We start from the raw sequence: 19753 nt of genomic DNA, 5'->3' as shown, positions 1-19753 counted from the left end.
CGAGATTTAGCGGCGAGGCTGCCGATCGTGCAGGCGGCTCGGTAATTCTACCGATTCCACTCCGTGGCGACGCGAATTCACCTGATCATGGCTTCCAGTAAGCTGAGAATTATCGACAACCGAAAGAAAGTTACCAAAGTGAAGATCCTCCTGATCACCCTGGCCACCAGCGCGCTGGTTGCGACCTCCTCTTATGCTCAAGACACCTTGCAGCAGACAAGCATCGCAACCACCCTCGCGGTTGATATCGCCCAGGCCGCCGTCTCGGCATGCAGCGCTGATGGTTACAACGTCTCGGCAGCCGTAACGGATCGGTCGGGTGTCCTTCTTGCCTTGGTGCGCGCCGACAAAGCAGGCCCGCATTTCACCAACGCCTCCACGCAGAAGGCCTTCACGTCGGCGTCGTCGCGTAACCCCACCAGCGCGATCGCCGAGAACGTGTCAAAGAGCCCGGTTGCCGCCGGCATGGTCGATATCCCAGGCTTTCTCGTGTTGGCGGGTGGCGTACCGATCAAGGTCGGTGCGGATACGATCGGCGCGATCGGCGTAGCTGGTGCACCAGGCGGCAATCTGGATGAAGCATGCGCGAACCAGGCGATCGAAAAAGTCGGCGCACGCATCAAATAGGAAAGCGATGTCACGCGGCGTCGATCGAAGCGATCGACGCCCTCGGCTGTGAAAGTCTCAGATATGAACTGGGTTCCTGTAGTCTTTGCAACGTTCAAGCTTACCGCATTGGCTGTCGCGATGTATTTCGCTGTCAAATGGCATTACGACCGAGGCGAGAAGCGGACGACACGCGCGTTGCTGCAAACGGGCACAAAAGTGGTCGCATTGTTTCTGGTTGCGCTAGCCGGCGTTGGGCTCGTCGCGCTTTTTGCGAGCCGGATGCTTGGACTAGACCTAAACCTGCCTTGATATCGTCGCATTCACTGCGAGGTGCCAAGCAGGGCTTACGCTGACCTGAGGTCGGCGCCGTAACATGGAGTGTCTTTGGTGGCGCACCTCGCAGTGCTTTAGGAGAAGCTCTGGACGAAGCTGCGCAGGCGTGATCTCCTGGCCGCTGGATGCCTATCGATCGCATTTTCAAGCAAAAGGACGCACCCGTCGTGGCGAAACAATTCCAGAGCATAGACAATCGTCTCAAGGATTTTATCGACCGGCAGCATATTTTCTTCACCGCCTCGGCAACGGATGGTTCACGGGTGAATGTTTCGCCTCGTGAGGCGGGTTGTCTGCGCGTAATCGATGGGAATACGGTGGTCTACCTGGATAGAACGGGCAGTGGCAACGAGACTGCGGCCCACTTGCGCGCAGATGGCCGGCTAACGATCATGTTTTGTGCGGTTGACGGGCCACCGATGATCTTGCGCCTTTACGGCCGCGGGCGATCCATCCCCCGCGGCAGCCAGGAATATAACAATATCCTGATCTGTCATTACGACGGTGCGGAACCTTCAGGAGCCCGGCAGGTCATTTTGCTGGACATTGACCTCGTGCAGACTTCTTGCGGCTTCGGCGTTCCTCTTTTCCACTACAAGGCCGAGCGGCCGAGCCTCGATCAATGGACCGACGCAAAGGGACCGGATGGTATCGAGATCTATCGGCGGGAAAAAAACGCCTACAGCATGGACGGCCTGCCGACGGGCATGTTCGATGACGCCTAGCCGGGTTGCGAACAAATTTAGTGTTGCAGGCTCACCTTAGTCTCAATGGCAGTTTCGCATGCCTGTCATACGCCATGAGCCAGATGCGGGTCTGCTCCGCGACTGCGGGTGTTCCGAGTTTTGTTGCGATGCTCGCCCGATGACTGTCAACGGTTCGCGCCGACACATTAAGTGCTGAGGCGATCTCCTTGCTTCCAAAGCCCTTTGATACGAGTTCGATCACTTCCCGCTCGCGGGAGGTGAGGTGGTCCAATAGTCTGTTGCTTTCATTGCAGACGAGAAGATCGTCGAGTGCGCTCTCGAAGGCTGCAATGGATTCCATCAGCACATGTTCATCGATAGGCTTTGCAAGAAAGTCGACGACACCGGCCTTAAACGCGCGGCGGCATGCTTCGACGTCACCGTGCCCCGTGATCATGACGACTGGCCAGCGGATGCCGAGATCCTCTAGCTTCTTCAAAAGCTGCGGTCCACTGACGACCGGCATCCTGAGATCGAGAAGTATGATCCCCGGCTGCACGTTTCCCAGATTATTGAGCAGGTGCTCGGCATCACAGAAGGTGCTCACCTCCTTGGCGTAGGTGGCGAGCAGTAGCGTCATTGCTTCTCGCACCGCGAGATTGTCGTCGACAAGGTAGATCACGAGGGTTCTCCCGGTGGCAGGCGGATAATGAAGGTGGCGCCGCAGTCATTAAATGCTTCGAGACTACCATCCATGCGCTCGATCAGCCGCGACGACAAAGGCAGCCCAAGGCCCATGCCCTCAGCTTTTGTGGTGAAGAACGGTTCAAAGATCCGATGAAGTGAAGCGGTTTCTATGCGTGGCCCATTGTCTGCCACTACGATGGCAACCCCGCTTTCTTCGCGCCGAGCCCTTAGTGTAATGAGAGGTGACGGGCATTCGGCGAGCGCATTTGCGGCATTACGCACGAGATTATGAATGACCTGCTGAAATGAAACCACGTCGATCGGCACAATGGGCAGACCCGAGGGAACCTCGACATTCAAGGCGATTGACCGCGCCTTGATATCCGCCTGGATCAGGCCGATGGCGGCCCTAACTGCCTCATCAAGAGGGACCAATTAGATATCGGCCGGCGCACCTGAGATATAGGCCCTCATGCGTTCCAGGATATCACCCGCACGCTTTGCTTCGCGAATATTTGCGTCGAGTGCCTTTGCGAGGATGTCCTGGCGGCCGATTGCCAGCGCGCGCTTTGCGGCCTGGCTCTGGCTGAGCACCGCTGTCACCGGTTGAGCCAGTTCGTGGGCAATTCCGGAGGCCATCTCACCGAGAGCGTTGACCCGGCCAGCATGCGCGAGCATCGCTTCCTGCTTCAGCATCGCTGCCTTCGTCTCATGGCGCCGCCGTTCGGCCCGGGTTTGCCTATGGGACATGGCCAACCAGATGACCGCGGCCCAGCCGACAATCAGCGGTACGGCCAACCGAAGCGGGACGAGTTCATCGATGCCGAGATTCCGGCTGATTTCCAGCTCGAGGGGCTGAGTATGGCTCATCATCGCGATGCTTGTCGTAGCCGAAAGGAGCGTTTTGTCGCCGGGGCCATGTTTCGCGAGTGTCTCGCCATTCAGTGTCAGCTTGGTGGAGTAGTTAAGGGGCGCTATATCGCGGCCCAGCAACGCATTGGCGTCGATACGCAGACGCAAGAGGCGGCCGGGCTAGACAAGCTTGAAGATATGGTAGGCCTGCCCGCCGGGCAGGGCGCGGCTCACGATATCGCCGACATTGGAGAGCTGTGGTAATTCGCTGAGCGAGCGGCCATCTTCCTCTGTGGCTCCAAGCGGCTGGCCATACAAGAATGCCCGCGGGGCAGCGGTATCGAGCCGGAATGTGGTGATTTGGACAATACGGGGGGATACCGGACCAGAATGTTTTCCGAGAGGCCTTGAATGATCGGCGACGGCTCAACTGGTGACATGCGAACGATCGCGCCGAGTGCGCTTAGATGGGCATCGTGTTGCGCCAGTTTTTCAGCAGGTAGCGTTTCGGTGTTACCTGATCTTTCAACAAGCTCCTGCTGACCCGCTCTATAGTTGGCAACGGCGAGGACCAGAACAGACAGCGCACTGACTGCGACCCATGCAAGTGCGGTTTTTGCGGGAACTCGGCGCTCGTTTAGAAATCGTCGCATGACACAGGATGCTGCTAAGCATCCACTCCGTGTGTGAGTGGCGATGGTCAAATCAATACCCATCGGGCGCAAAGCGGCAATCGGTAATCCTACCGGGACAGGATCGCAATGCCGGCTTTCACGTGATCAATTGTTGGTGTGGAGGAGGCTCTCGAACAGGAACCAGATACGTTTCTCGGTCTCGTCGCTCCAGCTTCAAGCAGGCTGACGATCGCGCCATCGTTAGATTTCTCAGAGGATGGACGAAGTTGGCATCATGAGCAGCGATGCATTGCTTGCAAGAGATATCCGGATCGTAGGGCGTCGCCGCCGATCCGCTTGGCAAGCGGATCTTTCATCGCCAACAACTCGTAGCCGTGCTCGTCGAGCAGCAGATGGTAATCGCGGGAATGCGACGCGGACATGCCACAGTAAATTCTTGGTATTGAGTTAGAGCCGAAATACATCTGCCAGTAGTGCGGCGGCGCCGGCGCGCCGATCGGGCGTGCGGCCGCACGCAACTTGCCAAATGCTGGTCGCCAAGGAGGGGCGCTGACGCCCCTCTGTTTTTCGATCGGCCCAAAGCGCCGCGGCGTCAATCGCCCACACCGGATAGGCGTCAGCCCTTGATGAAGGCCAGCAGGTCGGCGTTCAGCACTTCGGCATTGAGGGTGAGCATGCCGTGCGAGAAGCCCGGATAGGTCTTGATCTGGCCGTTCTTCAGCAGCTTGATCGATTTCCTGGCGGCATCCGCGATCGGTACGATCTGGTCGTCTTCGCCGTGCAGGACAAGCGTCGGAACGGTGATCGCCTTCAAGTCTTCCGTCTGGTCGGTTTCGGAGAAGGCCTTGATGCCATCATAGTGCGCCTTGGCGCCGCCCATCATGCCCTGGCGCCACCAATTCTGGATAACGCCCTCCTGCACCTTGGCGCCATCCCGGTTGAAGCCGTAGAAGGGACCGGCCGGAACATCGCGAAAGAACTGTGCGCGGTTGGCGGCAAGTGCCGAACGGAAGCCGTCGAACACTTCGATTGGCAGGCCCTCAGGGTTGTTTTCGGTCTGCAGCATCAGCGGCGGAACGGCCGACACCAGAACCGCCTTGGCGACGCGCCCGGCCGGTTGGCCGAACTTGGCAACGTAGCGAGCAACTTCACCGCCACCGGTGGAATGGCCGATATGCACGGCGTTCTTCAGATCCAGCGCTTCCACGACGGCAAAAGCGTCAGCGGAATAGTGGTCCATATCGTGACCGTCGGCAACCTGCGCGGAACGGCCGTGGCCACGGCGATCATGGGCAACGACGCGATAACCCTTCGAGAGAAAGAACAGCATCTGCGCGTCCCAGTCGTCCGAAGACAGCGGCCAGCCGTGGTGGAAGACGATCGGCTGAGCGTCCTTCGGACCCCAGTCCTTGTAAAAGATTTCCGTGCCGTCCTTGGTTGTTACGAAGCCCATGTCGATATCTCCTTGTGAAAAGTTGCCGGTTGAAGAATTCTGTGAGAACGCGAGCCCCGGGATGGTCACGCTGGCAAGTGCGATGCTGCCGAGCAGTACGCTGCGTCTCGACACGAAGAAGCGATTTGTCTCGGATGTCATTGCATTCTCCTGTCGCGCTATGTGTGCGCATTCCTTATTTGACAAGCAGAAGATATCGCCATCTTATGTCGAACGCGCGTGGCGCAAATGACTTTATCCGAGGCATAAGTGGCAAATCGAAACAACGTTGATTTCATAGAGGTGGGTTTGCTGATCTATCCGGATTGCCAGTTGGCTGCCGTCTACGGGTTGACCGATCTGTTTCGCATCGCCAGCGACTGGTCGACGGATCTGCAGGCCCCGACAAGCCTTCGCAGCATCCGCGTCAGTCACTGGAAGATGGAGAATGGGGATGTATCCTGTACATGGGATTCACATCCTGGAATCCCCCACTCGCTGACCTACGTTATCGCGCCACCGAGCATCATCATGCCGGAGAAAATGCAGACCATGAGCCCCGCGTCGCAATGGCTTGCGTTTCAGCATGCGCGTGGCGTGACCGTCTGCTCAATTTGCGCCGGAGCCTTTGTCCTTGCAGAGACAGGGCTCATTGACGGGCGGCGCGCCACAACGCACTGGGCCTTTGCCGAAAGGCTTGCCGAACGGTTTCCCAATATCGACGTTTCGCCCGACAACATGATTATCGACGATGGGGACGTGATCACCGCCGGCGGTATTCTCGCCTGGGCCGATCTCGGTCTTCTGCTTGTCGAGAAACTGCTTGGGCAGGCCGTGATGCTGGAGACGGCACGTTTTCTTGTCGTAGACCCGCCGCGTCGCAGCCAGAGCCAGTACAAGGCTTTTCTTCCGCGCTTCGATCACGGCGACAAGGAGGTCCTGCAGGTCCAGCATCAGTTTCATGCGAAGCCGGAGTTGCAGAAATCGATCGGCGAACTGGCAGACAGCGTGCGTCTTTCAGAACGGACGCTGCAGCGCCGCTTTATTCGCGCGACGCGGCTTAAGCTGACCGAATATCTACAGAACGTGCGCATCATGAAGGCGCGACAGTTGCTTGAGACGACGAATGCTTCTGTCGAGAGCATTGCCTGGGCAGTAGGCTATTCGGATCCTGCAGCATTTCGCAAGGTATTCGGCCGGCTTACGGGCGCGAAACCGAATGTCTATCGCGGTGATGCGCGGACTTGATCGCCGGGGATATGCGGGTCTTGATCTCGCCGACCGGGACGATAAGCTTAAATAAAATGTCCTGCAGCGGATTGCGATATCCTCACGCCACGAGGAAGCCGGACCGGGGTCAGTGAAACGGTAGGAAGTCACAAGACCTACCTGTCAAGCAATTGCCTGTAGAGACGGGGCGGGAGAGGGGGCATTGGCGCGCTGCTTGGAAATAATCGCCATTACCGTGGCGCGCCACCAGGCGATCCGAGCTGTCTGCACATCAGCTCGGATCAGAACTCGCGCCTGTGGAAAGTCACGTCGGTGCTCGCGGTTGCGGCCATGCTAGCTGCGATGCGTACCCTTGCGACCGGCAAGCCGCAGCCCGAGCGCTCTATTCGCACTCCCGCCCATAAGCGTTGTCAAAACGGCTTGGTCGGAAGATACTTGCCGTCGAGCGTGATGACTGCTCGGGAGCCACCTTCTGGATCGTCGACCTTCTCGATGCTCAGCTTGAAATTGATGGCGCTGATGATGCCGTCGCCGAACTTTTCGTGGACCAGAGCCTTCAGTGTGGTCCCATAGACCTGCACGATTTCGTAGAAGCGGTAGATGGTCGGGTCACTCGGCACACCTTCTCCGATGCTGCCGCGGACCGGAACGGTCTGAAGCAGGGCAACAGCGTCGTTATCGAGATCGAGCGTCTTGCCCACTGTCTTGGCTGCATTCGCCGGCAGCGGATGCTGGCCGAGAAGGGCAGCAGTGACGAACGCCTCCGACAGGCCCGTGCCCTCAGTAATCTTTGCGAAGCTCAAGTCCTTCTTGAGTTTCGATGCGAGGATGGCGTTGGTCAGGTCCTGGCGAGTGGTCTTTGTGGCTTGGGACTGCAACATTGGTATTGTCTCCATATTGGGAATGTGGCTGTTAATGTGGTCGGGCTCAAGCGACGCGCCTGGCCTGATATCTAATGGCCTGGACGTCAGGATTGTCGGCGAGGGAAACGAAGGCGCTCCTGCTGCCATCGAAAGCTTCGATAAGGCCGCTCGCAATATCGTAAATCCAGCCATGGAGGGTGATGCGCCCTTCTTCGAGAGCGAGCCGCACCGACGGGTGGGTCTGGATATTGGCGAGCTGGGCGATGACATTTTCACGCACCATGGATGCGACCTTGGCGGGCTCGTCCTTGTGCTGGCGGGCCTCGTTCACCACACGGGCGGAGTCGGCGTAGCGCAGCCAGCTGCCCACAGCAGGCATGTGGTCCAGGCACTTACAGGTCGCGATGGCGGTCATCGCGCCGCAGTCGGAATGGCCGCAGATCACGATGTCAGAGACCTGCAGCGCCGCGACCGCGTATTCGACCGAGGCGGAAACGCCGCCCGGCTCCGGGCCGTAGGACGGGACGATGTTGCCGGCGTTGCGGATAACAAAGAGGTCGCCCGGTTCGCGTTGGGTAACCAGTTCAGGCACCAGGCGGCTGTCCGAGCAGGAAATGAACAGAGCCCGCGGGTTCTGCTGATTTGCCAAGTCCTTGAAGAGCTTAACCCGCTCAGGAAAGGCTTCCTTCTGGAACTTCAGAAAGCCGTCAATAATGTCTTTCATCGCTGCAATCTCCGTTTCGCGATCTGTTGAGGTGAAAGCTACGGGCCGCATGGAATAATGTAAAAGTCTCGTTTATTATGCGATGGATTAGATAATCTTATAGGTTTGAATATGCTTTCTCGACAGGTTCGCTATTTCCTTGCAGTGGCGGAGCACCAAAGCTTCACGCGGGCCGCGGAGGCCCTGCATGTCTCGCAGCCGGCGCTTTCGCAGCAGGTCAGGCTGATGGAGGAAAGCCTTGGCGTGCAGTTGTTCGACAGATCAGGGCGCACGACACGATTGACGGATTCCGGGGAGGTGTATCTCCAATATGTGCGCCGTGCTTCGCAGGAGTTCCGGGAAGCCAAGCGCGCCCTCCACGATGTGAACGACCTCAGCCGTGGAGCGCTGCGGGTGGCAGTGACGCCAACGTTCACGACCTATCTGGTCGGCCCCCTCGTCGAGGCGTTCCATAGTCGCTACCCGAACATCTCCCTCAACCTGCGGGAGATTTCGCAAGAGCACATGGAGGATCTGCTTCTGTCTGACGAGATCGATGTCGGGATTGCGTTTTCCGGCACGTCGACAGCAGACCTCGATCTTGAGCCCCTGCTGGTGGAAACACTGGCCCTGGTGGTCAGAACCGGACATCCCTTGGCGGGTGAAGCATCAGTCGGACTTGAGGCCCTGAGTGCGGCGTCCTTGGTGCTGCTCAGCGCAGAGTTCGCCACGCGCGAGCAGATCGATCGTTTCTGCCGTCAGCACAACATTCAACCGCAGGTCCGGATAGAGGCCAACTCCATCAGCGCAGTGATCGAGATTGTCCGCAGGACGTCTCTCTCGACACTCCTGCCCGCAACGATCGCCTTCGCCCATCAGGACCTGAAAGCAATTGCCCTCGATCCGGTGCGCCTGCAGCGCACCGCCGTGTTGATGCAGCGCCGGGACGCCTACCGAAGCGCTGCGGCCAAGACATTTGTTGCCCTGGCAAGGGAGGTCGCGGCCGGGTTGGAAGGGTTTCAGGCTGCGTGACGCCACCGCGCCGGTGATCAGCCGCAGAAGGCGACGTCCACACTCACTTTGCGGATCATCTGCGCCACTTGCGGTAAGGCCCGCACCACCGCGCCCTTGTTGGTCCCGATGAACACGTCCTGCATGGGGAGGCGGGAGTGGGTCCTCAGCAAATGTACCGTTCCCGCTTTCAGCTGGGTATGAAGCAATCTGCCTGGCAGGATACTGATGCCCGTGCCTGCCTCAACCAGGTTGAGGATGGCGCCAAGGCTGTTGCAGACGTTGAGGCGAAGGCCAAGCTCGCGGTTGCCGCTCAGGGCATTGGTCGTCAAAGTGTGGAGATTGGATGGGGCGGGGGTTGAGAATATTCTCTGTCGGAGAAGCATCGCTTCCGAGACGAATTCGCGCGGCATCTCAAGTTTGGGGCTCGCAAACCACTCCACCGTCTGACGGCCGAGCAGTTCCAGCGCAACATTGTCGTGCTCCGGTGGTGTCGACAGGACGGCGATGTCGAGGAGCCCCTCAGAAAGTTGTCGGGCGAGGTTATGGCTCGTGTCGACGGTGGCTGCAACGCGGGTGTCGGCAAAGCGACCGTCGAGTTCGTCCAGCAATGCGGGAAGGCATACGACTGCGAAACTGTCCATTACACCCACTCTGAGCGTCGGCAGGCGGGTATTGCGCGTTTTGATGTTGGATTCGATGTCCCGGGCAATGCCGATCATAGCCTCGGCATAGTGCTTGAGAGCCTCCCCCTCGCTGGTCAGCTGCAGCTGGCGTTTCTGCCTGATGAACAGCGGTACGCCGAGTTGCTCCTCCAATTCCTTGATCCGATAGGACACGGTCGGCTGGGTGATGCTCAGCTTCTCCGCTGCCGCATTGAAGCTGCGCAGTTGCGAGGCCCAATAGAATGCCTCGACCGCCGAAAAGCTGAGAGCCATGTCAACCTATAGAAAAATTCGATCGATACCTGGCAATATCCTAATTGGATTTTGAATTCAATCACTCCTAAGCTCACTCAATAAGCAGTTCAGCTAGGTGGTCAAAAAATGTACAAAACCATTTCCCGCGCGCATATCCTCGAAGATCTGCCAGAGATTGCGGATATCGAGTCAGCCGAATTGCGAGAGAAGGTTATCGACGCCTGGGTGTTCGCTCTCGAACGCTCGTCCTTCGATCGCGTCACCGACATTCAGGGCGAGGGCAGCCCGAACATCTTTTCGCTGAAGCGGGGTACTCAGGATGCGCATCTGCGTGGCGTCACCCGTCTGGCTCTGTCGATCTATGAAGAATTCAAGGCAACCTATCCCGAGGCCAAGGTCGATCGCGACATCATTCTGGCCGGCGGTCTTTGCCACGACATCGGCAAGACCTGGGAATTCGATCCGGTCAAGCTGAAGCGCTCGGCCGAGCGCGGCGATCGCTACGGCGACCCGACCTACCGTCATTCCGCCTATGGCGCACATGTCTGCCTGTCCGTCGGCCTTCCCGACGAAATCGGCCATATCTGCATGGGCCACGCAATGGAATTCGGTCAGATCGGCCATAGCACGGAATGCTTCATCATCCGACAGGCCGATCACACCTGGTGGTTGGTCGCGGCAGCGCTCGATCTTTGCCATCCCAATACGATCGCGCAAGCGGGCAAGAATATCCGCGTGCGACCGCTCGGGACCGAGTGACGACTGTAACTGTAAGGCGCGAAAGCCGAGGTTAGCATGGATTACACCTTCCAATTCGGCCCACTGGTAAACTACCTACCGCAGTTCATCAGCGGCTTTTGGCTAACGATGCTGCTGGCGTTCGTGGGAATTTTCGGGGGCATTGCGCTCGGCGTCGGCTGTGCCGTCGCCTCCACCTTACCGGGCTTTTTGCCGCGTTTTCTCGTCCGGTGCTACGTGGAGGCGATGCGCAACACGCCGCTTCTGGTGCAGATCTTTGTGATCTTCTTCGGACTTCCGAATCTCGGCGTGCGGATGTCGCCATTGACGTCGGTCGTCATCGCGCTGGTTCTCAACAATGGCGGCTATATCGCGGAGATCGTCCGCGGTGGCATCCAGTCGACGCATCGCAGCCAGGTTGAGGCGGCCGAGAGCCTCGGGATGACCTATTTCCAGACGCTTCGCTTCGTCATCCTGCCGCCGGCGCTCGAGAAGGTGTTCACGCCCGTCGTGTCGCAATGCGTGCTGCTCATGCTGTCTACCAGTCTCGTGTCGGCGATCGGCGTCGAAGATCTGACAGGGGCTGCGATGATCGCCAGTTCGGAAACCTTCCGCACGATGGAGGTCTATCTCGTGATTGCCGCGGTATACGTCCTGATGAATTTCGTCTTCCGCGCCATCCTGAACCTTGCCGGGTTGCTGATCTTCCGCCGCTCGCGCCGCAATCTTTTCCGGGGAATCTGACATGCGTACTTTTGGCTCGCCGGAATTCCTTTTCATCTTTTACGCGCTGCGCTGGACATTGACGCTGACTGTCATCGCTTTCGTGGGCGGGGGCCTGGTCGGCATCGCGCTCGCCGTGATGCGCATCTCGTCTTCAAAGGCTCTGCGCGTCGCGACCTCCGCCTATATGCAGTTCGTCCAGGGTCTGCCGCTGCTTATCCTGATGTTCATCTGCTACTACGCCCCATCGCTGTTCGGCTTCGAAGTCAGCGCGATTGCAGCTGCCGCCGTGGCACTGACCATCAATTCCAGCGCGTTTCTCGGCGCCATATGGGAAAGCGCGCTTCGGGCCATTCCGAAGGCGCAGTGGGAAAGTGCGGACGCCTTGGCACTGCACCCCTACAAGGTCCTTCGCTATGTGATTGCACCGCAGGCCATCCGGCTGGCAATGCCCTCGACGGTCGGCTTTCTCGTGCAGATAATCAAACAAACCTCGATCGCCTCCATTATCGGCTTCGTCGAGATTACCCGTGCCGGCCAGCTCGTCAGCAATGCGACATTCGAGCCACTGAAATCCTTCCTGGCCGTAGCCGCCTTTTATTTTGCTGTGTGTTTCCCGCTCACCCAGCTCAGCCTCTGGCTCGAGAGCCGCGCCGCAAAGCGGGGAGCCCGCGCCTGAACCACCTCATCATCAACGACACGAAGAAGGTCGCTGATCATAACCGGAACCCAAAACTGAGAGGATACAACATGCGCCTGAAATCCCTATTCATGCCCCTGATCGGTCTCGCCATCGCTCTGGGCGCCACTGCGGCCTCCGCCGCCTCTCTCGACGAAATCATCGCCCGCAAGAAGGTCATGATCGGCGTTGATCTCTCGGTCCCGCCCTTCGGCATCACGAACGCCGAAATGCAGCCTGATGGTCTCGACGTCGATGTCGCCAAGCTGCTCGCCAAGGATCTGGGCGTCCAGCTGGAGCTCGTGCCGGTCACCGGCCAGAGCCGCATTCCGTCGCTGCAGACAGGCAAGGTTGACTTCGTCGTCGCAAGCTTCGGCATCTACACCGAGCGCGCGCTGTCGGTCGCCTTTTCCAACCCCTATGGTGGCCATAAGTCGGTGATCATCGCGCCGAAGGGCACCGAGATTAAGAGCCTCGCAGACCTGAAGGGCAAGAAGGTCGGTGTGCCGCGCGGAACTGCGCATGAGAAGGTGCTGTCGGCTGCCAATATTCCTGGAATGGAGCTGATCCGCTTCGACGATGACAGCACGACGCTGAACGCGCTCGTCGCCGGTCAGGTGGATGCGATCGGGACCGTAAACTACATCGGCGCCCAGCTGCAGGAGCGCTATCCCGACAAGTTCGAGGAAAAGACGACCTATCTGCAGAGCTTTTATGGTGTGGGCCTGCGTCGGGGCGATCCGGACCTCCTGCACTGGCTGAACACGGTTCTCTTCGTTCACAAGCAGAGCGGCGAGCTCGGCCAGATCTACGAAAAGTGGATGAAGACGCCGATGCCTGAACTGCCGTCCTTCTGACCCCAATGGCCGCAGAGGGCAGCCTATGCCGCTGCCCTCGCATTTCCATCGAGAGGTAAACATGTCTGTCGTAGTCGCAAATAATATCCGCAAGAGCTTTGGGCCGCTCGAAGTGCTCAAGGGCGTTTCCCTGAATGTAGATGCCGGCGAGGTTATCGCGTTGATCGGGCGGAGCGGCTCCGGCAAGAGCACGTTCCTGCGTTGTCTCAACGGGCTGGAGACGGTTGATAGCGGCCTCATCCAGATTGCAGGCCATGCCATGTCACGCAAGCCGGCGGCCCTGCGGGAACTCCGGCGCGACGTCGGCATCGTTTTCCAAAGCTACAATCTCTTCCCGCATCTGACGGCGGGCGAAAACATCATGCTTGCCCCCGTTCAGGTGAAAGGCGAGACCAAGACTGCTGCTCGGGACGAAGCGCAGCGCTGCCTGTCCATGGTCGGGCTCGGCGATCGCTTCGATGCCTATCCGGACATGCTTTCGGGCGGCCAGCAGCAGCGCGTGGCAATCGCTCGCTCGCTTGCCATGCGCCCCAAGGTCTTGTTGTTCGACGAGGTGACCTCGGCTCTTGATCCGGAACTCACCGGCGAAGTGCTCGCCGTCATAGAGGATCTAGCGCGCCAGGGCATGACCATGCTGCTCGTGACCCATGAAATGGGATTCGCGCGCCGCGTCGCCAACCGCACGATTTTCATGAAGGACGGGATCATCCACGAGGAAGGGCCCTCCGCCGAATTTTTCACAAATCCCAGAACGCCCGAGCTGCAAGCCTTCCTCAGATCAGAGATCGGCTGACCGCACAAAACGCATTTTGGCTATCACATGGAGCCCCCGGTCGGGAGGAGAGGAACAGCTGTGTCAAAAAAACGGAAAATCGCACTGATCGGTTGTGGCGTCATGGGTCACGCAATTGGCTCACGGCTTCTGAAAAGCGGTCATACCGTCATCGCCTTTGACGTCGATCCGTCCAAGGTAGCGCAGATGACGGCCCAAGGCGCGGAGGCAGCCGCGTCCGCATCGGAGGCGGCGTCGCGTTCAAACGCCGTGGTTCTCAGCCTCAATTCCGCAGCGATCGTTCGCGACGCTGTGTTCGGGGCTACCGGCGTCGTCAAAGGTGCTGCAGCCGGAACGGTGATGATCGACATGTCATCGATCGACCCGATCCTGACCAGGCAATTCAGCGCGGATGCCGCAGCGGTGGGCCTGAAGTGGCTGGATTGCCCGCTCTCCGGCGGGGCGCCAAAGGCTTACGAAGGCAAGTTGACGGTGATGGCCGGTGGCAATCCCTCCGATTTCGCCGAGGCTAAGCCGATCCTCGACGACCTTTGCCAGAACCTGACCCTGATGGGCCCAAGCGGCGCTGGCCAGACGACCAAGCTGATCAATCAGGTCCTGTGTGCGCTCAATTTCGTCGCCGTGGCCGAAGCCACCAAACTGGCGATCGACTCCGGTGTCGATGCGCAGCGAATCCCCGCGGCGCTGAGCGGCGGACGTGCCGACAGCGCCATCCTGCAGGAGTTCATGGGCAAGATGGCGCGTAACGATTACTCGCCGACCGGCCGCATCGACAACATGGTCAAGGACCTTTCCGCCGTGCAGTCGCTGGCCGTCCACACAGGCACCGCGATGCCCATGACGTCGCTTTGCATGGAGATCCATCGGCTGATGGTGTCCGCAGGGCTTGGCGCGGCCGACAATGCCGCGCTGATGAAGTTTTACGATGGCCCGAAGGCCTAAAGGAGGAATGACATGCTGATCCGCTACGCCGAATTCGTCGGAACGATCAAAGCCGGCAAACAGGAAGAGTTCTACGATTTCGTAGAGACCACGCTGACGCCACTATGGACAAAATTTGACGGTGCAGTGAGCGTTTCCGTCTGCCGCGAGCTCGAACGCGACGAGGGCGCGCCCTCCATGCCCCTGCTTCTGGCCATCACCTATCCGGACCAGGCCGCGCTTGAGCGCGCCATGGCGTGCGATGCACGCTTCCAGTCGCGCGAACAGACGCAGCATCTCCTGACCATGTTCGAGGGCAAGGTTTATCACCGCGTTACCAGCGCCGCGATCCACGATTTCGTGGCACAGGCGTGAGTGCAATGACGTTCCCGCTTTTCGACCTTACAGGTCTGCGAGCGCTCGTCACGGGTTCGTCGCAGGGGATCGGGCTCGCGCTTGCGCGCGGGCTCGCCGAGCACGGTGCTGAGGTCGTGCTCAACGGCCGCGATCGCAGCAAGCTGGACGCCGCGATGCGCGAGCTGGCGGGTGCCGGCGCCCGGGTTTCGGCCAGTGACTTCGATGTGACGGATGCCGACGCGGTCAAGCGCGGCGTCAATGCGATCGAAAGCGATGTTGGTCCAATCGATATCCTGGTCAACAATGCCGGGATGCAGTTCCGCAGTCCACTGGAAGAGTTTCCGGCCGACCGCTGGGAGCAGTTGCTGAAGACCAATATCTCCAGTGCCTTCTATGTCGGGCAGGCGGTCGCCAAACACATGATAGGCCGCGGCCGCGGGAAAATCGTCAACATCGCATCGGTGCAAAGCGAACTCGCCCGTCCCGGCATTGCGCCCTATACGGCGACGAAGGGTGCGGTGAAAAATCTGACCCGTGGCATGGCGACGGATTGGGCGAAATACGGGCTGCAGATCAACGCGCTGGCGCCCGGCTACTTCAGGACGCCGCTCAATCAGGCGCTGGTCGACAATCCGGAATTTGCCGCGTGGCTGGAAAAACGCACGCCAGCCGGTCGCTGGGGCGATGTCGAGGAACTGGTCGGCGCAGCCGTCTTCCTGGGGTCCCGAGCCTCATCTTTTGTGAATGGACACACGCTTTATGTCGACGGCGGTATCACAATCAGCCTTTGATCCGGTGGCATTGGTCGGGCCTGTTGTGGTCATGGGCGTCTCGGGCTGCGGTAAAACCTCGGTAGGGGACGGCCTTGCCCGCCGCATCGGCGCCGATTTCATCGAAGGTGACAGCCTTCATCCCGCGGCGAATGTCGAAAAGATGCGGGCGGGCTCACCACTCGATGATGCCGACCGCTGGCCCTGGCTCGATGCGCTCGGTCGGGCGCTGGGTGGCGACGGCAATGTCGTCGTCTCCTGTTCTGCGCTGAAGCGGACATATCGCGATCGGCTTCGGGTGCTGGCCGGCAGGCCTGTGGTCTTCATCTATCTGCATGGCGACCGCGACGTCCTGGCCGCACGGATGGCCGCGCGCAGTCACGACTACATGCCGTTGTCGCTCCTCGACAGCCAACTCGCGACGCTTGAACCTCCTCACGCAGAGGACCGGGTCGTTGCGATCGAGATCAATCAACCGCTGGAGGCGATCGTCTGCTCGGCGCTCGAATATCTGGCGTCGCCAAACGGTCCTTGAGACCGGATACAAAACAAATGGAGGAAACCATGAGCAAGCCGAACATCCTGATGATCGGACCCTATCCGGAATGGGATATGGTCGAGTTGGAAGCGCAGTTTGAAGTACACAAGCTTTATGAAGCCCCCGACCGCGAGGCGTTTCTCGCGCAGCGTGGCGCCGATATCAGCGGCATCGCCACTCGCGGCGAACTGGGCGCCTCGGCCGATCTCATCGGCCAGTTGCCGAAGCTGGAAATAATCTCGGTCTATGGTGTCGGTTACGATGCGGTCAATCTGGATGCGGCTCGCGCCCGGGGCATCCGCGTCACCAACACGCCAGATGTCCTGACCAACGACGTTGCTGATCTCGGCGTCGCCATGATGCTGGTCCAGTCGCGCGGCATGATCGGCGCCGAAACCTGGGTCAAGGATGGGAGCTGGACGGCGAAGGGCCTCTATCCTTTAAAACGTCGCGTCTGGGGCCGCAAAGCCGGCGTGCTCGGCCTCGGCCGTATCGGCTTCGAGGTCGCCAAGCGCCTCAAAGGATTCGACATGGATATCGCCTATAGCGATGTCTCGGCGAAAGATTTTGCCAAGGATATGACCTTCATCGCCGACCCCATCGAATTGGCAAGGCATTCCGACTTCCTCTTCGTGACACTCGCCGCATCGGCCGTGACCCGCCACATCGTCTCCAAACCGGTGATCGAGGCGCTCGGCCGCGAGGGCATGCTGATCAATATCTCGCGCGCCTCCAATATCGACGAGGAGGCCTTGCTGGAGGCGCTGGAAAGCGGCAAGCTCGGCTCGGCAGCGCTCGATGTCTTCGAGGGTGAGCCGAAGCTAAACTCGCGTTTCCTGGCGCTGGACAATGTTCTTCTGCAGCCGCATCACGCGTCAGGTACAATCGAGACACGAAAGGCGATGGGTAAGCTGGTGCGCGATAACCTCGCCGCTCATTTTGCGGGTGTCGCCCTTCCGACCCCGGTATTGTAAGGAAATCGCCATGAAAGCCGTCGTCATCCATGCCGCCAAGGACCTGCGCATCGAGGATCGCGAGGTCGAAGCGCTTCGGCCGGGACAGGTCGAGGTTGCGATCGAAGCCGGTGGTATCTGCGGTTCCGACCTGCACTATTATCAACACGGCGGCTTCGGAGCGATCCGTTTGCGCGAACCGATGATCCTTGGCCATGAAGTGGCGGGCAAGATCAAAGCGTTAGGCGGGGGGGTATCGGCCCTCGCTATCGGTGACCGGGTCGCAGTCTCGCCCTCCCGCCCCTGCCATGCCTGCGAATACTGCCTCACTGGCCAACAGCACCATTGCCTGAACATGCGCTTTTACGGCTCTGCCATGCCCATGCCCCATGTTCAGGGTGCATTCCGGCAGAGGCTGGTGGCCGAGGCCGATCAGTGTTATAAGATCGCCGAAGGGGTATCGATCAACGAGGCGGCTATGGCCGAGCCCTTCGCGGTCGCCCTGCATGGCGTCAACCGCGCCGGTGCGCTGACCGGCAAGCGGGTTCTGGTGACTGGTTGCGGCCCGATCGGGGCGCTCGCCATTATCGCCGCTCGGGCCCATGGCGCTCGCGAAATCGTTGCCACGGATGTAATGAACACGGTTCTCAATAAGGCTCTGGAGATCGGCGCCGACCGGGTCATCAATGTTGCCGATAACCCGGAGCAGTTGTCGGCTTATTCGGTAAGCAAGGGTTATTTCGACGTGCAATTCGAGGCTTCAGGCAATGAGCGCGCTGTGCGATCCGGTCTCGAAGTGCTTCGCCCGCGCTCGACCCTTGTGCAACTCGGCCTTGGCGGCGATGTATCCATTCCCCAGAACACGATCGTGTCCAAGGAAATCGAGATGAAGGGCACTTTCCGCTTTCATGAAGAATTCGGCTTGGCCGTTGCACTGATCAACAAGCGGCGCGTTGACCTGAAGCCGTTGATGACGGGGACCTTTCCAATGGAGGAGGCAATCACCGCATTCGAAACTGCCGGCGACAGGAGCAGATCGATGAAGGTTCAACTGTCGTTTTGACCGCGGTAGCAGGTTAAAGATCGCGCAGACATCGGGATGCGAAGGCGCTGCAATTTGGAAACAGGAAACCTAGACGGCAGCAAACCGAACATAGCCGGCGCTACGGCTTAAGCCGCCAAGTCTTCTTAGGCTGGTCGCTTCGTTGCTTCTAGCCGCCTAGCCATCAATTGTTCTTGATTGAGATAATGGCGCATCGCCGAGGAGCTGGAGAGAAAGCAAAGCTATTCTTTGCCATCGAGCCGGCACATGCCGGGCCGCCGAGGCGCAGCGTTGGCTTCTGGGATTGAAAATCATAGGAGAAACGGTATCGGTCATTGGTTCCGAGCGAGAGCCCACATCAAGAGGCTCTTCGAGATGACGCGCCTTGGCCTACCGTGTTCAGCCGGTGCTGGCCCGGCCACAATAGCGATGCCACTCAATTTCGGTTTCGCGGGCAACGCAGAGAGCAACAACAACCCATTTGAAGCGTACGATCGTCAGCACCATCAACACCACTTTCTCTAGCCCCTTACTGAGGATCTAGGGACTGGAACTTATGGGCGTGTGAAGCATTCTGACGCAATGAAACTCAATATAGCAATCATGACGATGTTAGCCGCTGGCTTGACTGCGTGCAGCCCGGCAGGTCCCTCAGGCAATCTATCCGTACCTCAGCCTAAAAAACCGATCGAACTAAACCGGTACTTAGGCCACTGGTTCGAGTTGGCGCGCTACGAGAACCAGTTTGAGCGCGGTTGCGAGGCGGTTACTGCCGACTACACACTTCGCACAGATGGCATGGTCCGCGTGCTGAACACCTGCCGCGAAGGCGGCATAAACGGCAAGCGAACAGAAGCCGAAGGCAAAGCAAAAATTGTCCCGGACAGCCGCAACGCCAAGCTCAAAGTCTCGTTCTTCGGCCCGTTTTACGCAGATTACTGGATCCTCGATCGTGCACCTGATTATTCATGGTCGATTGTTGGGGAAGCCTCGGGTCGATATTTGTGGATCCTGACACGGTCGCCTAAAGCCTCAGAAAAGACTCGTAAGATGCTCGTCGAGAAGGCACGGGCTCTCGGTTACGACATTGCTATGCTGCGCTGGACGAAGCACTAAAGCGTGTCGCATCTATTCAGCCTCATATCCTGCTGCCTTGAAGAAGTTTCGGCATTCGGTGACGGAGAAGAGTGTGATGATGTCGCCGAGCGCTTTGGTTATTGTATCGAAGCTTCGAGCGGCCCGCTTTCGCAGGAGTGACTTGAGTTTCGAGAATGCCATTTCGATAGGGTTCAGGTCCGGCGAATAGGGCGGCAGGAAGAGAAGCCTTGCGCCTTTTGTCTTGAGCAACTGTTCTGCCCTTTCGCTTTTGTGGAAGCCGACATTGTCGAGGATGACGACGTCGCCGGGCGATAGTGTCGGCA

General features: G+C 59.1%; 25 protein-coding genes. 16 read left to right on the top strand and 9 right to left on the bottom strand.

Annotated features, from left to right (window positions below):
- The first annotated feature begins 87 nt into the window (after nt 1-87).
- Both D460_RS0126970 and D460_RS0126960 read left to right on the top strand, forming a co-directional pair.
- A complete protein-coding gene (locus D460_RS0126970) occupies nt 88-627 on the top strand; it encodes a heme-binding protein (protein WP_081619989.1) in 540 nt (179 codons plus the stop codon).
- Nucleotides 628-1109: 482 nt separating this feature from the next.
- A complete protein-coding gene (locus D460_RS0126960) occupies nt 1110-1667 on the top strand; it encodes a pyridoxamine 5'-phosphate oxidase family protein (protein WP_026283591.1) in 558 nt (185 codons plus the stop codon).
- Nucleotides 1668-1698: 31 nt separating this feature from the next.
- On the opposite strand, the gene D460_RS33950 is transcribed toward D460_RS0126960, so the two are convergent.
- The 5 genes from D460_RS33950 to D460_RS0126930 form a co-directional block, all read right to left on the bottom strand.
- On the bottom strand, nt 1699-2310 hold the full coding sequence (locus D460_RS33950; RefSeq protein WP_018901727.1) for a response regulator: 612 nt from the start codon (nt 2308-2310) through the stop codon (nt 1699-1701).
- Nucleotides 2307-2750, bottom strand: a complete 444-nt coding sequence (locus tag D460_RS0126950) for an ATP-binding protein (protein ID WP_018901726.1) — start codon at nt 2748-2750, stop codon at nt 2307-2309. Before D460_RS0126950 ends, D460_RS33950 begins: the two co-directional genes overlap by 4 nt.
- Entirely contained in the window at nt 2751-3335 is a 585-nt protein-coding gene (locus D460_RS33945; protein WP_026283590.1) for a histidine kinase dimerization/phospho-acceptor domain-containing protein, read from the bottom strand. It abuts the gene before it with no gap.
- Between the two features lie 739 nt (nt 3336-4074).
- The gene (locus tag D460_RS36565; RefSeq protein ID WP_196809382.1) at nt 4075-4398 is read right to left on the bottom strand and encodes a hypothetical protein; all 324 of its coding nucleotides are present in this window, start codon (nt 4396-4398) and stop codon (nt 4075-4077) included.
- Nucleotides 4399-4418: 20 nt separating this feature from the next.
- The gene (locus D460_RS0126930; protein ID WP_026283589.1) at nt 4419-5255 is read right to left on the bottom strand and encodes an alpha/beta hydrolase; all 837 of its coding nucleotides are present in this window, start codon (nt 5253-5255) and stop codon (nt 4419-4421) included.
- A gap of 249 nt (nt 5256-5504) precedes the next feature.
- On the opposite strand from D460_RS0126930, the gene D460_RS0126925 reads away from it, so the two are divergent.
- On the top strand, nt 5505-6482 hold the full coding sequence (locus D460_RS0126925) for a GlxA family transcriptional regulator (protein ID WP_196809381.1): 978 nt from the start codon (nt 5505-5507) through the stop codon (nt 6480-6482).
- A 392-nt stretch (nt 6483-6874) separates the two neighbouring features.
- Here D460_RS0126925 and cynS read toward each other — a convergent pair whose 3' ends face one another.
- The gene (gene cynS, locus D460_RS0126920) at nt 6875-7345 is read right to left on the bottom strand and encodes a cyanase (protein ID WP_018901720.1); all 471 of its coding nucleotides are present in this window, start codon (nt 7343-7345) and stop codon (nt 6875-6877) included.
- A 46-nt stretch (nt 7346-7391) separates the two neighbouring features.
- Nucleotides 7392-8051: a carbonic anhydrase gene (locus tag D460_RS0126915; protein WP_018901719.1), complete on the bottom strand. Its 660-nt coding sequence runs from the start codon at nt 8049-8051 to the stop codon at nt 7392-7394.
- 111 nt (nt 8052-8162) lie between these two features.
- Here D460_RS0126915 and cynR point away from each other — a divergent pair, with 111 nt between their 5' ends.
- Nucleotides 8163-9062: a transcriptional regulator CynR gene (gene cynR, locus D460_RS0126910; protein ID WP_018901718.1), complete on the top strand. Its 900-nt coding sequence runs from the start codon at nt 8163-8165 to the stop codon at nt 9060-9062.
- Between the two features lie 17 nt (nt 9063-9079).
- On the opposite strand, the gene D460_RS0126905 is transcribed toward cynR, so the two are convergent.
- Entirely contained in the window at nt 9080-9979 is a 900-nt protein-coding gene (locus D460_RS0126905) for a LysR family transcriptional regulator (protein ID WP_018901717.1), read from the bottom strand.
- 108 nt (nt 9980-10087) lie between these two features.
- On the opposite strand from D460_RS0126905, the gene D460_RS0126900 reads away from it, so the two are divergent.
- The 12 genes from D460_RS0126900 to D460_RS0126845 all read left to right on the top strand — a co-directional run bounded on the left by D460_RS0126900 (nt 10088) and on the right by D460_RS0126845 (nt 19448).
- Nucleotides 10088-10720, top strand: coding sequence for an HD domain-containing protein (locus D460_RS0126900; RefSeq protein WP_018901716.1), 633 nt, complete (start codon nt 10088-10090; stop codon nt 10718-10720).
- Nucleotides 10721-10756: 36 nt separating this feature from the next.
- Nucleotides 10757-11443, top strand: coding sequence for an amino acid ABC transporter permease (locus D460_RS0126895; RefSeq protein WP_018901715.1), 687 nt, complete (start codon nt 10757-10759; stop codon nt 11441-11443).
- Nucleotide 11444: 1 nt separating this feature from the next.
- The gene (locus D460_RS0126890) at nt 11445-12101 is read left to right on the top strand and encodes an amino acid ABC transporter permease (protein ID WP_018901714.1); all 657 of its coding nucleotides are present in this window, start codon (nt 11445-11447) and stop codon (nt 12099-12101) included.
- Between the two features lie 71 nt (nt 12102-12172).
- Entirely contained in the window at nt 12173-12958 is a 786-nt protein-coding gene (locus tag D460_RS0126885) for a transporter substrate-binding domain-containing protein (RefSeq protein WP_018901713.1), read from the top strand.
- Between the two features lie 61 nt (nt 12959-13019).
- Nucleotides 13020-13751 (top strand): amino acid ABC transporter ATP-binding protein, encoded by a 732-nt coding sequence (locus tag D460_RS0126880; protein WP_018901712.1) that lies wholly within the window; start codon nt 13020-13022, stop codon nt 13749-13751.
- Nucleotides 13752-13811: 60 nt separating this feature from the next.
- Complete coding sequence (locus tag D460_RS0126875; protein WP_026283588.1) at nt 13812-14693, top strand: NAD(P)-dependent oxidoreductase; 882 nt, start codon at nt 13812-13814, stop codon at nt 14691-14693.
- Between the two features lie 12 nt (nt 14694-14705).
- Nucleotides 14706-15047: a hypothetical protein gene (locus D460_RS0126870; protein WP_018901710.1), complete on the top strand. Its 342-nt coding sequence runs from the start codon at nt 14706-14708 to the stop codon at nt 15045-15047.
- Nucleotides 15048-15052: 5 nt separating this feature from the next.
- Entirely contained in the window at nt 15053-15820 is a 768-nt protein-coding gene (locus D460_RS0126865) for an SDR family oxidoreductase (protein WP_018901709.1), read from the top strand.
- Nucleotides 15789-16334, top strand: coding sequence for a gluconokinase (locus D460_RS0126860; RefSeq protein ID WP_155947868.1), 546 nt, complete (start codon nt 15789-15791; stop codon nt 16332-16334). Before D460_RS0126865 ends, D460_RS0126860 begins: the two co-directional genes overlap by 32 nt.
- Before the next feature lie 29 nt (nt 16335-16363).
- Nucleotides 16364-17311, top strand: a complete 948-nt coding sequence (locus tag D460_RS0126855; RefSeq protein ID WP_026283587.1) for a 2-hydroxyacid dehydrogenase — start codon at nt 16364-16366, stop codon at nt 17309-17311.
- Nucleotides 17312-17321: 10 nt separating this feature from the next.
- A complete protein-coding gene (locus tag D460_RS0126850) occupies nt 17322-18353 on the top strand; it encodes an L-idonate 5-dehydrogenase (RefSeq protein ID WP_018901706.1) in 1032 nt (343 codons plus the stop codon).
- A gap of 561 nt (nt 18354-18914) precedes the next feature.
- Nucleotides 18915-19448: a lipocalin family protein gene (locus D460_RS0126845; protein WP_018901705.1), complete on the top strand. Its 534-nt coding sequence runs from the start codon at nt 18915-18917 to the stop codon at nt 19446-19448.
- A gap of 12 nt (nt 19449-19460) precedes the next feature.
- On the opposite strand, the gene D460_RS0126840 is transcribed toward D460_RS0126845, so the two are convergent.
- Nucleotides 19461-19753 (bottom strand): transposase (locus D460_RS0126840; protein WP_018901704.1); only part of this gene is annotated, 293 nt, incomplete at its 5' end.

Source organism: Rhizobium sp. 2MFCol3.1, assembly GCF_000377565.1.
GTDB lineage: Bacteria > Pseudomonadota > Alphaproteobacteria > Rhizobiales > Rhizobiaceae > Rhizobium.
This window is presented reverse-complemented; position numbering and strand designations above follow the sequence as displayed.

What these genes read in the sequence shown, in the direction of transcription:
- D460_RS0126970 (WP_081619989.1), top strand. Translation starts at nt 88, where the DNA reads ATGGCTTCCAGTAAGCTGAGAATTATCGACAACCGAAAGAAAGTTACC.
- D460_RS0126930 (WP_026283589.1), bottom strand. Translation starts at nt 5,255, where the DNA reads ATGGGCTTCGTAACAACCAAGGACGGCACGGAAATCTTTTACAAGGAC.
- cynS (WP_018901720.1), bottom strand. Translation starts at nt 7,345, where the DNA reads ATGTTGCAGTCCCAAGCCACAAAGACCACTCGCCAGGACCTGACCAAC.
- D460_RS0126915 (WP_018901719.1), bottom strand. Translation starts at nt 8,051, where the DNA reads ATGAAAGACATTATTGACGGCTTTCTGAAGTTCCAGAAGGAAGCCTTT.
- cynR (WP_018901718.1), top strand. Translation starts at nt 8,163, where the DNA reads ATGCTTTCTCGACAGGTTCGCTATTTCCTTGCAGTGGCGGAGCACCAA.
- D460_RS0126905 (WP_018901717.1), bottom strand. Translation starts at nt 9,979, where the DNA reads ATGGCTCTCAGCTTTTCGGCGGTCGAGGCATTCTATTGGGCCTCGCAA.
- D460_RS0126900 (WP_018901716.1), top strand. Translation starts at nt 10,088, where the DNA reads ATGTACAAAACCATTTCCCGCGCGCATATCCTCGAAGATCTGCCAGAG.
- D460_RS0126895 (WP_018901715.1), top strand. Translation starts at nt 10,757, where the DNA reads ATGGATTACACCTTCCAATTCGGCCCACTGGTAAACTACCTACCGCAG.
- D460_RS0126890 (WP_018901714.1), top strand. Translation starts at nt 11,445, where the DNA reads ATGCGTACTTTTGGCTCGCCGGAATTCCTTTTCATCTTTTACGCGCTG.
- D460_RS0126885 (WP_018901713.1), top strand. Translation starts at nt 12,173, where the DNA reads ATGCGCCTGAAATCCCTATTCATGCCCCTGATCGGTCTCGCCATCGCT.
- D460_RS0126880 (WP_018901712.1), top strand. Translation starts at nt 13,020, where the DNA reads ATGTCTGTCGTAGTCGCAAATAATATCCGCAAGAGCTTTGGGCCGCTC.
- D460_RS0126870 (WP_018901710.1), top strand. Translation starts at nt 14,706, where the DNA reads ATGCTGATCCGCTACGCCGAATTCGTCGGAACGATCAAAGCCGGCAAA.
- D460_RS0126865 (WP_018901709.1), top strand. Translation starts at nt 15,053, where the DNA reads ATGACGTTCCCGCTTTTCGACCTTACAGGTCTGCGAGCGCTCGTCACG.
- D460_RS0126860 (WP_155947868.1), top strand. Translation starts at nt 15,789, where the DNA reads ATGTCGACGGCGGTATCACAATCAGCCTTTGATCCGGTGGCATTGGTC.
- D460_RS0126855 (WP_026283587.1), top strand. Translation starts at nt 16,364, where the DNA reads ATGAGCAAGCCGAACATCCTGATGATCGGACCCTATCCGGAATGGGAT.
- D460_RS0126850 (WP_018901706.1), top strand. Translation starts at nt 17,322, where the DNA reads ATGAAAGCCGTCGTCATCCATGCCGCCAAGGACCTGCGCATCGAGGAT.
- D460_RS0126845 (WP_018901705.1), top strand. Translation starts at nt 18,915, where the DNA reads ATGAAACTCAATATAGCAATCATGACGATGTTAGCCGCTGGCTTGACT.